This is a genomic window from Rhizobium sp. 18065, from assembly GCF_902706095.1.
GTDB lineage: Bacteria > Pseudomonadota > Alphaproteobacteria > Rhizobiales > Rhizobiaceae > Allorhizobium.
Genome location: NZ_CACSJP010000020.1, coordinates 16,373 through 29,510 on the forward strand (window position 1 = coordinate 16,373; position 13,138 = coordinate 29,510).

The 13,138-nt window shown below is 60.7% G+C and carries 12 protein-coding genes; 9 read left to right on the top strand and 3 right to left on the bottom strand.

Going from position 1 to position 13,138, the window contains the following annotated elements:
- Positions 1 to 8 precede the first annotated feature (8 nt).
- Positions 9 to 626 (top strand): glycerol-3-phosphate 1-O-acyltransferase PlsY, encoded by a 618-nt coding sequence (plsY, locus tag GVK95_RS24525; RefSeq protein WP_159953305.1) that lies wholly within the window; start codon positions 9 to 11, stop codon positions 624 to 626.
- 7 nt (positions 627 to 633) lie between these two features.
- A complete protein-coding gene (gene dprA, locus GVK95_RS24530) occupies positions 634 to 1,791 on the top strand; it encodes a DNA-processing protein DprA (protein ID WP_159953306.1) in 1,158 nt (385 codons plus the stop codon).
- Here dprA and GVK95_RS24535 read toward each other — a convergent pair.
- Positions 1,744 to 1,977 carry a hypothetical protein gene (locus GVK95_RS24535; protein WP_159953307.1) on the bottom strand — a complete coding sequence of 78 codons (234 nt, stop codon included), beginning with the start codon at positions 1,975 to 1,977 and terminating at the stop codon, positions 1,744 to 1,746. The genes dprA and GVK95_RS24535 overlap by 48 nt on opposite strands.
- Positions 1,978 to 2,227: 250 nt before the next feature.
- On the opposite strand from GVK95_RS24535, the gene topA reads away from it, so the two are divergent.
- From topA to rpmG, 5 genes are all read left to right on the top strand, one after another.
- Positions 2,228 to 4,945, top strand: a complete 2,718-nt coding sequence (gene topA, locus GVK95_RS24540) for a type I DNA topoisomerase (RefSeq protein ID WP_159953308.1) — start codon at positions 2,228 to 2,230, stop codon at positions 4,943 to 4,945.
- An 89-nt stretch (positions 4,946 to 5,034) separates the two neighbouring features.
- A complete protein-coding gene (gene rnr, locus GVK95_RS24545; protein WP_159953314.1) occupies positions 5,035 to 7,308 on the top strand; it encodes a ribonuclease R in 2,274 nt (757 codons plus the stop codon).
- Positions 7,309 to 7,334: 26 nt separating this feature from the next.
- Positions 7,335 to 7,802 (top strand): DUF983 domain-containing protein, encoded by a 468-nt coding sequence (locus tag GVK95_RS24550; protein WP_200844375.1) that lies wholly within the window; start codon positions 7,335 to 7,337, stop codon positions 7,800 to 7,802.
- A gap of 283 nt (positions 7,803 to 8,085) precedes the next feature.
- Positions 8,086 to 9,264, top strand: a complete 1,179-nt coding sequence (locus GVK95_RS24555; RefSeq protein WP_159953309.1) for an MFS transporter — start codon at positions 8,086 to 8,088, stop codon at positions 9,262 to 9,264.
- Between the two features lie 96 nt (positions 9,265 to 9,360).
- Positions 9,361 to 9,528: a 50S ribosomal protein L33 gene (gene rpmG / locus GVK95_RS24560; protein WP_007599340.1), complete on the top strand. Its 168-nt coding sequence runs from the start codon at positions 9,361 to 9,363 to the stop codon at positions 9,526 to 9,528.
- Between the two features lie 785 nt (positions 9,529 to 10,313).
- On the opposite strand, the gene GVK95_RS24565 is transcribed toward rpmG, so the two are convergent.
- Both GVK95_RS24565 and GVK95_RS24570 read right to left on the bottom strand, forming a co-directional pair.
- A complete protein-coding gene (locus GVK95_RS24565) occupies positions 10,314 to 11,687 on the bottom strand; it encodes a PleD family two-component system response regulator (RefSeq protein ID WP_159953310.1) in 1,374 nt (457 codons plus the stop codon).
- Positions 11,688 to 11,698: 11 nt separating this feature from the next.
- Positions 11,699 to 12,070, bottom strand: a complete 372-nt coding sequence (locus tag GVK95_RS24570; RefSeq protein ID WP_007599342.1) for a response regulator — start codon at positions 12,068 to 12,070, stop codon at positions 11,699 to 11,701.
- Positions 12,071 to 12,206: 136 nt separating this feature from the next.
- Between GVK95_RS24570 and GVK95_RS24575 the strand changes: the two genes are divergently transcribed.
- Positions 12,207 to 12,500 (top strand): DUF3572 domain-containing protein, encoded by a 294-nt coding sequence (locus GVK95_RS24575; protein ID WP_159953311.1) that lies wholly within the window; start codon positions 12,207 to 12,209, stop codon positions 12,498 to 12,500.
- The gene (locus GVK95_RS24580) at positions 12,500 to 13,135 is read left to right on the top strand and encodes a hypothetical protein (RefSeq protein ID WP_159953312.1); all 636 of its coding nucleotides are present in this window, start codon (positions 12,500 to 12,502) and stop codon (positions 13,133 to 13,135) included. The genes GVK95_RS24575 and GVK95_RS24580 overlap by 1 nt, the downstream gene beginning before the upstream one ends.
- Positions 13,136 to 13,138 lie beyond the last annotated feature (3 nt).

Below are 13,138 nucleotides of genomic sequence, written 5' to 3' on the forward strand. Positions count from 1 at the left end.
GGAACACGGTGCCAAGCGTCAACTATCTCGCCATCGGCTGGCCGGCGCTCATCGCCGTGCTTACTCTGGGCTATCTGCTCGGCTCGATCCCCTTCGGCCTGCTGCTGACCCGGATGGCCGGTCTCGGCGACCTGCGTTCGATCGGCTCCGGCAATATCGGCGCGACCAATGTCCTGCGCACCGGCAACAAGAAACTGGCCGCGGTGACATTGCTGCTGGACGCGCTGAAAGCCACGGCCGCAGCCGTGATCGCGCAGATGCTGTTCGGTCAGAATGCCGGGCTGCTTGCCGGCTTTGCCGCCTTTATCGGGCATCTCTTCCCGGTCTGGCTCGGCTTCAAGGGCGGCAAGGGCGTGGCCACCTATATCGGCACGCTGCTTGGCGTTGCACCGTTGATGGTTCTGGTCTTTGCCGCCGTATGGTTGTCGGTTGCCTTCATCAGCCGCTTTTCTTCGCTGGCTGCGCTTGTGGCCACACTTGTCATTCCGGTTGCATTGTGGATACTTGGGGTTGAAGAGGCTGCACTTGTGACAGCGGCCATGACAGCCATCACGTTTTGGCGCCACAGACCCAATATCGAACGGCTGATCGCCGGAACCGAAAGCAAGATCGGACAAAAAGGCTAGGAGAGCCATGCCGGACGATAGCGCAAGACGAAAAGGGATTGCGCTGACGGACCGGCAGAGGATTGCCTGGCTGCGATTGATCCGCAGCGACAATGTCGGGCCTGCAACCTTTCGCGATCTTATCAACCATTTCGGCTCGGCCGAAGCTGCCCTCGAAGCCTTGCCGGAACTGTCGCGGCGGGGTGGTTCGTCCAGGACTGTCCGGATCGCCAGCGTCACCGATGCGGAGCGCGAACTGGAGACTGCCTACCGGTTCGGTGCCCGCTTCGTCGGCATCGGCGAACCCGAGTATCCTTCGGCCCTGCGCCAGATCGACGGCGCCCCGCCCCTGATTGCGGCCAAGGGTGACCTTGCCGCTGCAGAGCTTCCGGCCGTTGGCATTGTCGGCTCTCGCAATGCCTCGATCAGTGGCGCGAAATTTGCCGCGATGATGGCGCGTGATATCGGCCAGGCCGGATATGCGATCGTCTCCGGGCTGGCGCGCGGGATCGATGCCGCAGCCCATCGGGCAAGCCTCGATACGGGCACGATTGCGGCCATGGCCGGCGGGCTCGATCAGCCCTACCCACCGGAAAACATCGATCTTCTGCGCGCCATCTGCGACGGTCGCGGATTGGCGATTTCAGAAATGCCGTTCGGTTGGGAACCTCGTGCCCGCGACTTCCCGCGGCGCAACCGGTTGATTGCCGGCGTGGCGCTCGGCGTTGTCGTCATCGAAGCGGCCGCGCGATCGGGATCGCTGATCACCGCGCGGCTTGCTGGCGAATTCGGTCGGCTGGTGTTTGCGGTTCCCGGCTCGCCACTCGATCCGCGCTGCGAGGGCACCAACGGCCTGCTGAAGGATGGCGCAACCGTCACGACGCGGTCGTCGGATGTTCTTCAGGCACTGGCACCGTTGTCACGGATCGATCTGTTCCAGCAGCCGGAAGCGGATGAACCTGGCAATGAAGATACCGGCCATCGGGCCATGGCACCCCCACCGAATGACGACGAGCGTTCGATCATCGTTGATGCGCTCGGGCCGACCCCTGTCGAGATCGACGACATCATCCGGCATACGGGTCTGCCGGCATCGTCCGTCTATCTGGTGCTGCTGGAACTGGATATCGCCGGCCGGCTAGATCGGCACGCCGGGGGCTTTGTTTCGCTGACCATGTCCGAGTGACAGCGCGCGACGCCCGGACTGGACGTCGCCAGCTTCGACATACGCCATCTCGATCAGATAGCACAGCATCTCGGCACCCTCGCTTTCGGCCACGCCGCGCAACTCGCCCAGCATCTGCCGGATGTAGGCAATGTTCGCCATAGTGCTGGATTCACGACCATTCGTACCGATCGGATCTCTTGCCATCCTACATTGCTCACAGTTGCAGACGGTGTCGCCGACATGCCGTCTTTGTTCCGATAAAACCACGATAGCGCAATTCTTAAAAATTGCAAATTGCAACAAAGCTCTCATTGGTTGCATCACGTTGCAAACGCGGAAAATCGACTTTGCCCCTTGACCGCAGCGCTTTCGACCTCCATGTCGGAAAATCGGTATTCCAAAGCCGAGGCACTGTGCTGCCGATTGAGAGCACTGATGAAGGCGCAAAGAAGCAATGAACGTCGTAGTTGTAGAATCCCCGGCCAAAGCCAAGACGATCAACAAATACCTCGGACCGGGGTATAAAGTGCTCGCTTCGTTCGGACACGTGCGTGACCTGCCGGCCAAGGACGGATCGGTGCTTCCTGACAACGACTTCGAAATGCTGTGGGAGGTCGACACGGCGTCGGCCAAACGGATGAAGGACATCGGCGACGCGCTGAAGTCTGCCGACGGACTGTTTCTCGCGACCGACCCGGATCGCGAAGGTGAAGCGATTTCCTGGCATGTGCTCGACCTTTTGAAGAAGAAGAAGCTGATTGGCGACAAGCCGGTCAAGCGCGTCGTCTTCAACGCGATCACCAAGAAGGCCGTGCTCGATGCCATGGCCAATCCGCGCGATATCGACACGCCGCTGGTGGATGCGTACCTGGCCCGCCGCGCGCTCGACTATCTCGTCGGCTTCAACCTGTCTCCGGTTCTCTGGCGCAAGCTGCCCGGCGCCCGTTCTGCCGGCCGCGTCCAGTCGGTGGCGCTGCGTCTCGTCTGCGACCGCGAAAACGAGATCGAACGGTTCGTCGCCGAAGAATACTGGAACATCTCCGCCCTTTTGAAGACGCCGCGCGGCGATGATTTCGAAGCAAGGCTCGTTTCGCATCTCGGCAAGCGCATCCAGCGCAATTCCGTGACCAATGGCGACCAGGCTGCGACCATCAAGTCACTGCTGGAAGGCGCGCGCTATGCCGTGGAAAGCGTCGAAGCAAAGCCGGTCAAGCGCAATCCAGGCCCTCCATTCACGACCTCGACCCTGCAGCAGGCAGCATCGTCGAAGCTCGGCTATTCGGCTTCGCGCACCATGCAGGTGGCGCAAAAGCTTTACGAAGGTATCGACATCGGCGGCGAGACCGTCGGCCTGATCACCTATATGCGTACCGATGGCGTGCAGATGGCGCCGGAAGCGATCGATGCGGCGCGTGCCGCCGTCGCCGACCAGTTCGGCCCGCGTTATGTGCCGGAAAAGCCGCGCATCTATTCGACCAAGGCAAAGAACGCCCAGGAAGCCCACGAAGCCATTCGCCCGACGGAATTCACCCGTTCGCCGGACAAGGTACGCCGCTACCTCGATGCCGACCAGTTGAAGCTCTATGACCTAATCTGGAAGCGCGGCATCGCCAGCCAGATGGCGTCTGCCGAGATCGAGCGCACGACGGTCGAGATCCTTGCCGACAACAATGGCGAAAAGGCCGGACTGCGTGCCGTCGGTTCCGTCATCCGTTTCGACGGCTTCCTTGCCGCCTATACCGACCAGAAGGAAGAAGGCGAACCTGTCGAGGATGGTGACGACGAGGATGGCCGCCTGCCGGAAATCAATGCCCGCGAAGCCTTGGCCAAGCAAAAGGTCAATGCCAGCCAGCACTTTACCGAGCCGCCGCCGCGCTATTCGGAAGCCTCGCTGATCAAGAAGATGGAAGAACTCGGCATCGGCCGCCCATCCACTTACGCCGCAACGCTGAAGACGCTGAGCGACCGCGAATATGTCATCACCGACAAGCGCAAGCTGATCCCGCATTCCAAGGGCCGGCTGGTCACTGCCTTCCTCGAAAGCTTCTTCACCCGCTATGTGGAGTATGATTTCACTGCGGATCTGGAAGAGAAACTCGACCGGATTTCGGCTGGTGAGTTGAACTGGAAGGACGTGTTGCGCGACTTCTGGACCAATTTCTTCGGCCAGATCGAAGACACCAAGGAACTGCGCGTCACCAACGTTCTCGACGCGCTGAACGAAGCGCTGGCGCCGCTGGTATTCCCGAAGCGCGAAGACGGTTCGGATCCGCGCATCTGCCAGGTCTGCGGCACCGGAAACCTGTCGCTGAAGCTCGGCAAGTACGGCGCTTTCGTCGGCTGCTCGAACTATCCGGAATGCAATTTCACCCGCCAGCTTTCCTCCGAAGGCGGCGCGGAGGCCGAAGCCGGCGGCAACGAGCCGAAGGCGCTGGGCAAGGATCCCGTCACCGAGGAAGAGATTTCGCTGCGGTCCGGACGTTTCGGACCTTACGTTCAGCGCGGCGACGGCAAGGAAGCCAAGCGCTCCTCGCTGCCCAAGGGATGGGCGCCGGCAGACATCGACTTCGACAAGGCGCAGTCGCTGCTTGCCCTGCCGCGCGAAGTCGGATTGCATCCTGAATCCGGCAAGATGATTTCGGCAGGCCTTGGCCGCTACGGTCCCTTCGTCCTGCATGAGGGCACCTATGCCAATGTCGAGAGCATCGAGGACGTGTTCACCATCGGCCTCAACCGCGCGGTCACAGTTCTGGCTGAAAAGCAGAGTAAGGGACCGGGCGGTCGTACGGCGGCCGTGGCCCTGAAGGAACTGGGCGACCATCCCGATGGTGGCACAATGACCGTTCGTGAAGGGCGCTATGGCCCCTATGTGAACTGGGGCAAGGTCAATGCCACCCTGCCGAAGGGCAAGGAGCCGCAGTCAGTCACCGTCGAAGAGGCGCTGCTTCTGATCGCCGAACGCATCGCCAAGGATGGCGGCGGCAAGGCCAAGGCCAAGAAGGCGCCCGCGAAAGCCGGCGCCAAGGCTGGAACCAAGACGGCGGCCAAGACCGGGGCAAAAACCACCAAGACGACGAAAGCCAAGGCTGCCGATGGCGCCGAGGCCAAGCCGACAAAGACATCCGCCGCCAAGCCGAAGGCCAAGGCGGCCAGCAAAGCGAAAAAGAGCTGACATTGACCAAACTGCCGCGTGAACATGGCCACTCGACCGGCCCCGCCAATCGCAAGGCTCGGCGGGCGGCGAACGCGGCAGCCGGTGCCGTGCCCGACAAGCCGGTGATCATCCACGGCGAGGTGCCGCCGCGCGATGTGCTTATGCAGTTCATCACCGACAATCCGGATCGGGCCTCCAAACGCGAAATCGCCAAGGCCTTCGGGCTGAAGGGCGAGCAGCGCGTCGAGCTGAAGCAGGCGCTGAAGGATCTCGAAAACGACGGCATGCTGACCAAGAACCGCAAGACGCTGGCGCGTCCCGGCGCTCTTCCCCCCGTGACCGTCCTCGACATCACTACCCGCGACAAGGATGGTGACCTGATCGGCCGTCCGGCAGAATGGCCCGAAGAACTTGGCGCGGCACCGGCCGTATCCATCCGCCAGTCGAGCAGCGACCGATCCAAGGGCAAGACGCCAGTCGGCGGACTGGGCGACCGGGTCCTGGCGAAGATCTTCCCGTCCAAAGACCGGGCCGGCCCAGCCTACACCGCCCGCGTCATCAAGATCCTCGACAAGCAGCGCGGCGCCGTACTCGGCGTCGTGCGCGCCATGGCAGACGGCAGCGCGCGCCTGATGCCGATCGAACGGCGCGGCGAGGAGTTGCAGATCGATGCGACGGATCTCGGCGAGGCCAAGGACGGCGATCTGGTCGAAGTCGAAGTTGCACGCTCCAGCCGTTTCGGCCTGACACGTGCGCGGGTGCTGAACGTGGTTGGCTCGGTTGCCACGGAAAAGGCGATCTCGATGATTGCCATCCATGCGCATGGAATTCCCTATATCTTCCCGCAATCGGTCATTGCCGAAGCCGAAGAGGCAAAACCCGCCTCGATGTCGCATCGCGAGGACTGGCGCGACGTGCCGCTCATCACCATCGATCCGGCCGACGCCAAGGATCACGACGATGCGGTCTATGCCGAGCCCGATCCCTCACCGGACAATCCGGGCGGCGTGATCGTCACCGTGGCGATTGCCGACGTATCCTACTACGTGCGGCCGAAGTCGGCGCTGGACCGCGAGGCACTGAAGCGCGGCAATTCGGTCTATTTCCCCGACCGCGTCGTGCCGATGCTGCCCGAGCGTATCTCCAACGACCTCTGCTCGCTGCGCGAGGGCGTCGACCGGCCGGCGCTCGCCGTGCGCATGGTGTTTTCCCACGAGGGCCGCAAGGCCGGACACACCTTTCATCGCATCATGATGAAGAGTGCGGCCAAGCTGTCCTACCAGCAGGCACAGGCAGCAATCGACGGCAAGCCCGATGACAAGTCAGGCCCACTGCTCGAGCCCATCCTGAAGCCGCTATGGGCCGCCTATGCGACACTGAAGCGCGGTCGCGAACGCCGCCAGCCGCTCGAACTCGACATGCCGGAGCGCAAGATCATCCTGAAAGAGGACGGCACCGTCGACCGTGTGCATGTTCCCGAACGACTTGATGCGCACAAGCTGATCGAAGAGATGATGATCCAGGCCAATGTTGCGGCCGCCGAGACACTGGAAACGAAGCGCCAGCCGCTGGTTTACCGCATCCATGACGCGCCGACACTGTCAAAGCAGGAAGTGCTGCGCGAATTCCTGGCGACGATCGGCTTCTCGCTGGTCAAGGGCGGCAACCTGCGCTCCAATTCGTTCAACGGCATCCTGGCCAAGGCCGTCGATACGCCGCACCAGATCATGGTCAACGAGATGGTGCTGCGCAGCCAGAGCCAGGCGATATACAGCCCGGAGAACATCGGCCACTTCGGCCTGAACCTGCTGAAGTATGCCCACTTCACCTCGCCGATCCGCCGCTATGCGGACTTGATCGTGCATCGGGCGCTGGTCGGTTCGCTGGGCCTTGGCGAAGGCGGGATCACACCGGAGGAAGAGGCGAGCCTCGACGACATCGCCGCCGAGATCTCGACCTTCGAGCGCCGTGCCATGGCGGCCGAACGCGACACGATCAATCGGCTGATCGCCCATCATCTCGCCGGCCGCATCGGCGAAGAATTCGATGGCCGAGTGTCGGGCGTGACCAAGGCCGGCCTGTTCATCAGCCTGCCGCAATTTGGCGCAGACGGCTTCGTGCCGGTGTCCACGCTGGGTCGCGACTACTATATATACGATGAAGCGCATCAGGCGCTGGTCGGCGAACGATCCAGTCTCGGCTATCAGCTCGGCGACAGCGTCGAGGTTCGGCTGGCGGAAGCGGCACCGCTTGCCGGAGCGCTGCGGTTCGAGATGCTGAGCGAAGGCAGAAAGCTGCCGGTCGGTACCCGCTCGTTCCACAAGTCTGGTCGACGCGGCGCAAAGACGCCTGGAACGCGGCCCAACCGCCCAAGACGGTGACAACAGTCACGACGGAGATGACGGACATGACAGCAAACCAGGCGGATACGAACCCGGCGAACGGCGTGGCCACATTCGGCGGCGATGCCCAGATTGACCGCCCGCTCGGACGCTCGATCAAGCGCGGCATGCTGAACCGTTGTCCGGCCTGCGGCTCGGGGACGCTGTTTCGCAAATATCTGAAGGTGGTCGACACTTGCGCGTCTTGTGGCGAAGCCTATCACCACCACCGGGCCGACGACCTGCCGGCCTATCTGGTGATCCTGGTGCTCGGCCATGTACTCGTCGGCGGGTTCATGTTGACCGATCTTGCCTTCCCTGCCCCCGGCTGGGTGCATTTCGCCATCTGGGCACCGATCGGGGTGATTGCCTCGCTGCTCAGCCTGCAGCCGATCAAGGGCGGTGTCGTCGGCCTGCAATGGGCGCTGAGGATGCACGGGTTCAGCGGCCGCGAGGACGAGGTCGAAGATCCCCTTCCGGCACGCGACGAATGAAGGCCAAGCCGCAGGTTTCGTCACAATAGCTTCAACCTTATGCCCGTGTTTATCGATAGAAACGAAACTGGCCGCAATCTCGACCCGATTCGCCCCGCCGGTTGGGACACGGCCACTTGACTTGCGCACTGTTTGCGGTCTGAACATGCCGCAGTCCTTATGGACATCCTGGGAGATAGATAAGCACCAATGCCATTCGACATGCCCGCTTTCCCGTTGCGCAGGCTCGACACGCCTTCTTCCCCCTGTGGCGCGCACTCCTGCTGCGGCCTGAGGACATTGCATGTCTGAGCCGAGCAACGGCCTCAACGGCCACCGCGACGATATTCACTGGCCGTCGCTGTTTGCGGCAATCTCCGCAATTTCGGCTGTAGGCATAGCCATCGGCCTCGGTCTCCCGCTGCTCAGCATCATCCTGGAAAAACGCGGCATCTCGTCGACGCTGATCGGCTTCAATTCGGCCATGGCCGGTATCGCCGCGATGATTGCAGCGCCGATTTCCACCAAGATGGCGCATGCCTTCGGCGTCGCCCGCACCATGCTCTGGGCCGTCGTGCTGGCTGCGATCAGCGCTGTCGGCTTCTATTATGCCGAACAGTTCTGGATGTGGTTTCCGCTGCGACTGGTCTTTCACGGCACGACCACGACCCTGTTCATCCTGTCGGAATTCTGGATCAATGCCGCCGCGCCACAGCGGCGCCGTGGGCTCGTGCTCGGAATTTATGCCACCGTCCTTGCCGTGGGCTTTGCATCCGGCCCCCTGCTCTTCTCCGTGATCGGCAGCGAAGGCCTGCTGCCGTTCCTGATCGGTGCGATTGCCATCCTGGCTGCGGCGATACCGATCTATATCGCCCGCAACGAAAGTCCCGTGCTGGACGAAAAACCGGAACGGCATTTTCTGCGCTATGTCTTCCTGGTTCCAAGCGCGACCGTCGCCGTGTTCGTCTTCGGCGCAGTGGAAGCGGGCGGACTTTCGCTGTTTCCGATCTACGCCACCCGCACCGGTTTCAGCGAGACACAGGCGGCGTTGCTGCTGACCGTCATGGGTATCGGCAACATGGTGTTCCAGATCCCGCTCGGCCTGCTGTCCGACCGGATGAAGGACCGCCGGCTGCTGCTGTCAGCGCTTGCCATGGTCGGCCTTACCGGATCGCTTGCCCTGCCCTGGCTGTCGTCGAACTGGCAGTTGATGGCCGTGGTGCTGCTGTTTTGGGGCGGCAGCGTCTCCGGACTCTACACGATCGGCCTCAGCCATCTCGGATCGCGACTCACCGGCGCAGACCTTGCGGCAGCCAATGCCGCCTTCGTTTTCTGCTACGCGGTGGGGACTGTTGCCGGTCCACAGGCAATCGGCGCGGCGATCGATATCTCCGGCAATGACGGTTTTGCCTGGGCAATAGCGGGTTTCTTTGCCCTCTATGTGGTTGTTTCCCTGGGGCGTTGGCTTTTTAGCCCGAAATAGACTTGACTTTTCGGGCGCGATTTGTAGTTTCGCGCCAGATTTGCCGGGGGCCTCGTTCAGTCGTCCACGGCTTAGTTTATTAGAGGCAGGACGACCATGGCCAAGGCTACAACCATCAAGATCAAGCTTCTGTCGACGGCCGACACGGGTTTCTTCTACGTTACCACGAAGAACAGCCGTACGATGACGGATAAGATGAACAAGACGAAGTACGACCCGATCGCGCGCAAGCACGTCGAGTTCAAGGAAACCAAGATCAAGTAATTCTTGATCTCTTCCTTTAAAAAGGCGTGTCACGCGAGTGACGCGCCTTTTTCTTTTGTGCTGCTGCTGAGAAGCAACTACTAGCTCAAGACAATCCGCTAAAACGAAAAACACCGGCCTCCTTTCGGAGACCGGTGTTTTTCAATTAGGGGGTCGGTCGGTACGCAAACACGGCACGAGGAACCGTTTTGGACGTTGCATGCCGACCGACCGACCCCACGACCCAGGAGATGCGGCGGACCTGAGCATCATGGGGTATCAAGAACCTCTTTGAGAGGTTTTGTTCCACACAGTGAAAATCACTCAACTGGAGAAAAAAATCAACACTTTATTAACCGCGAGACAGTCAGCGATTCAATTATGGTTAAATTAACCATCAAGGATTGTGCATAAACCGGCCGAGAGACAATGCAGACGGATTTTTTACTTGGCATTGACCAAGATCGCACTGAGTATATCTTAGTTCAAACATCTGAAAATCACGAAGGAAAACACCGATACGATTCTGCGTGGCCGTATACGCGCAAAAATTCATAATATTATCGAGCTGGTTCGCTGCGCAGGACGCGCAAAAGTGTGTCGCGAAGGACACTATGAGCAATTTAATAGTTATTCACTGCCAGAAGGTCGGTTTTGTAACTGCTCAAAATCACATCAGCATTAGGAATCTATGCTCACTTGGAATGCAGACCAAAAAGCTGTGAACAATCGCATAATTATCAACCGGCGGGGTCAACGCAACACCCTGATTTTAGTGATGGAATTTTAACCCGCAGATCGCCGCCTCACGCAGCGGCAGCGACAACCCGGTTGCGACCGGAGTTCTTCGCTTCGTAAAGCGCGCGGTCGGCCTGCTTCAGCAGCTGCTCGGGGGTGACGATACCAGGTCCCATCGTGGCAATGCCCATGGATGCGGTGAGCATTAGCGGCTTCTCGCCAGAGCGCAGCTGGAACGGCCGCGCTTCGATCATGCCGCGCAGGCGCTCGGCCACAACGGTTGCAACTTCGGCCGATGTATCCGGCATCACGACAACAAATTCTTCGCCGCCATAGCGGCAGGCAAGGTCCGCGCCGCGCACGGTCCCACGGATGCGTCCGGCAAATTCCTTGAGCACTTCGTCGCCAGCATCGTGGCCATGAACATCGTTGACCTGCTTGAAGCGATCAATATCGGTGATGCAAAGCGTCAGCGGGCGGCCACGCGCCATAGCCCGGGCAAAGAGCGTGCGCAGGTGGCTGTCGAGATAGCGGCGGTTATGCAGGCCTGTGAGGCCATCCGTGACGGCCAGTTCGACGGTCTGCTTTACACTGTTGCGCAGTTGGTCGTTCAGGCGCTTGCGGCGCACCTGGGTCAGCGTACGAGCCACCAGTTCGTTGGGATCGAGCGGCCGGACGATGTAGTCGTTAACGCCAAGGTCGAGCGCACGGATAATCATCTGCTCATCGCCCTGCTCGGTGATCAGCAGGATGGGGATGAAACGCGTCCGCTCAAGGGTGCGCAACTGCGAGCACAGGCGAAGCGGATCGTATTCCTCGAGATTGCAATTGACGATGACCAGGTCGAATTGGTTCTCCGCCGCCTCAAACACCGCTGCCTGTGGATCGGACATGGCGCTGACCATGGCGATCGGCTTCAGGGACTTGATGATGCGCTCCTGCGAGGCGCCGCGGCTGTCGACCAGCAGGATCTGCGCCGGTTCGTCCAGGCGCCCGTCGTGCAGACGCAGCGCGTCCTCGATACCGGCGTGGCGCGCATCATCCGACCGGATGCGCAATTCGTCGCTGAGCATCTTCAGGCGGACAAGGCTTTTCACCCGCGAGATCAGTTGCAGGTCATTGACCGGCTTGGTCAGGAAATCGTCGGCACCCGCTTTCAGTCCGCGGACCCGATCGGAAGGCTGATCGAGCGCCGTCACCATGACGACTGGGATATGGGCGGTGCGGGGATTGGATTTCAGCCGCTCGCAGACTTCGAATCCATCCATCTCCGGCATCATGATGTCGAGCAGGATGACGTCCACCTGGGTGCTGTCGCAGATATTGAGCGCGTCACGGCCATTGTCGGCGGTCAGCACTTCGAAATACTCGGCCATCAGCCGTGCTTCGAGCAACTTCACATTCGCGGGGATATCATCGACAACGAGGATGCGCGCGGTCATGGCTGGTTTCCTTACGCGTCCCCGAGATAGGTCTTGATGGTTTCGATAAATTTCGGCACCGAGATCGGCTTGGAGACATAGGCCTCGCACCCTCCCTGGCGGATGCGCTCCTCGTCACCTTTCATGGCAAAGGCCGTGACCGCAATGACCGGGATCACATGCAGATCGGGATCTTCCTTCAGCCACTTCGTCACTTCAAGGCCGGAGACTTCCGGCAACTGAATATCCATGAGAATCAGATCGGGCTTGTGACGGCGGGCGAGATCCATCGCTTCCATGCCATTGCGGGTCTGCACCGTCTCGTAGCCGGAGGCCTCGATAAGATCGCGGAAGAGCTTCATATTCAGCTCATTGTCTTCAACAATCATTACCTTTTTCGGCATTCACCCGGTCCCTTATCCCGCACCCTACAGATCTAAACGCGAGATCCGGCGGCGGGTTGCATCTTCCGTCATCACGCAAGGTAGTGCTATTTGGTTTCGAAATCGGTAATTCGACAGGCAGACAGGAAAAGACTTGATGGAAAACAGGCATATACACCAGGATGCCGAAGCAACGGCCGTGGCTGTTCTCGGCTGGCTCGCAAGCGAGCCCGACATGCTATCTCGTTTTCTGGCGCTTTCCGGCGTGCGGCCGGACCAGATGCGCCAGGCAGTCAATGATCCCGGCTTCCTCGCCGGCATGCTGGATTTCCTGATGGCGCACGAACCGACGCTGATGGCCTTTTGCACGGCAACCGAGACAAAGCCCGAAACCGTGATGGCCGCGGCACAGCGCTATGCGCAACCGACGCTGGATTCCGGCGAAATCTGATGGCCGCCGGCATTGGCAGTATCCGTCTCACCGATAAACCACTGATCGTCTGCGATGTCGATGATGTCGTGCTGCAATTTGCGACGCCATTCGCAGCGTTTCTGGAAAGCTGCGGCCATCGCCTCATCCCGCGCTCATTCAAGCTGACCGGGAACATCGTCTCCGGCCACGACGAGACCGTTCTGGAGGCGTCTGCTGTCCAGTCACTGATCGACGACTTCTTCACCGCCCAGGAAAGCTGGCAGACGCCCTTTGCCGAGGCTGTCGAGGCTCTGCACACTCTGGCGGGAACGGCGGATCTGGTTTTCCTCACGGCGATGCCGCCACGGCACACCGATGCGCGTCGTCGGCTGCTCGACGAGCTGACGCTCAGTTACCCCCTGATTGCAGCCGATGAAGCCAAGGGGCCACTGGTGGCCGCTCTGCATGCGGGCAGACCCCTGCCCGTCGCCTTTGTTGACGACATGGCGCATAACCTGCATTCCGTCGGAGAGCATGTGCCAGACTGTCTGCTCATTTATATGCCGCCGCCGGTCGAGATCCACACATTCGCTCCACCGCCCCAGGCCCATGTGCACAAGGCAGTCGACTGGGTCGAGGCGAAGAGCATGATCGCCACGCATTTCTCCATCTGAGCC

Coding starts and splice junctions, on each gene's coding strand:
- GVK95_RS24550 (WP_200844375.1), top strand. CDS start 7,335: ATGACAGCAAACCAGGCGGATACGAACCCGGCGAACGGCGTGGCCACA.
- dprA (WP_159953306.1), top strand. CDS start 634: ATGCCGGACGATAGCGCAAGACGAAAAGGGATTGCGCTGACGGACCGG.
- GVK95_RS24570 (WP_007599342.1), bottom strand. CDS start 12,070: ATGCCGAAAAAGGTAATGATTGTTGAAGACAATGAGCTGAATATGAAG.
- GVK95_RS24575 (WP_159953311.1), top strand. CDS start 12,207: ATGGAAAACAGGCATATACACCAGGATGCCGAAGCAACGGCCGTGGCT.
- GVK95_RS24555 (WP_159953309.1), top strand. CDS start 8,086: ATGTCTGAGCCGAGCAACGGCCTCAACGGCCACCGCGACGATATTCAC.
- GVK95_RS24535 (WP_159953307.1), bottom strand. CDS start 1,977: ATGGCAAGAGATCCGATCGGTACGAATGGTCGTGAATCCAGCACTATG.
- GVK95_RS24580 (WP_159953312.1), top strand. CDS start 12,500: ATGGCCGCCGGCATTGGCAGTATCCGTCTCACCGATAAACCACTGATC.
- GVK95_RS24565 (WP_159953310.1), bottom strand. CDS start 11,687: ATGACCGCGCGCATCCTCGTTGTCGATGATATCCCCGCGAATGTGAAG.
- topA (WP_159953308.1), top strand. CDS start 2,228: ATGAACGTCGTAGTTGTAGAATCCCCGGCCAAAGCCAAGACGATCAAC.
- rpmG (WP_007599340.1), top strand. CDS start 9,361: ATGGCCAAGGCTACAACCATCAAGATCAAGCTTCTGTCGACGGCCGAC.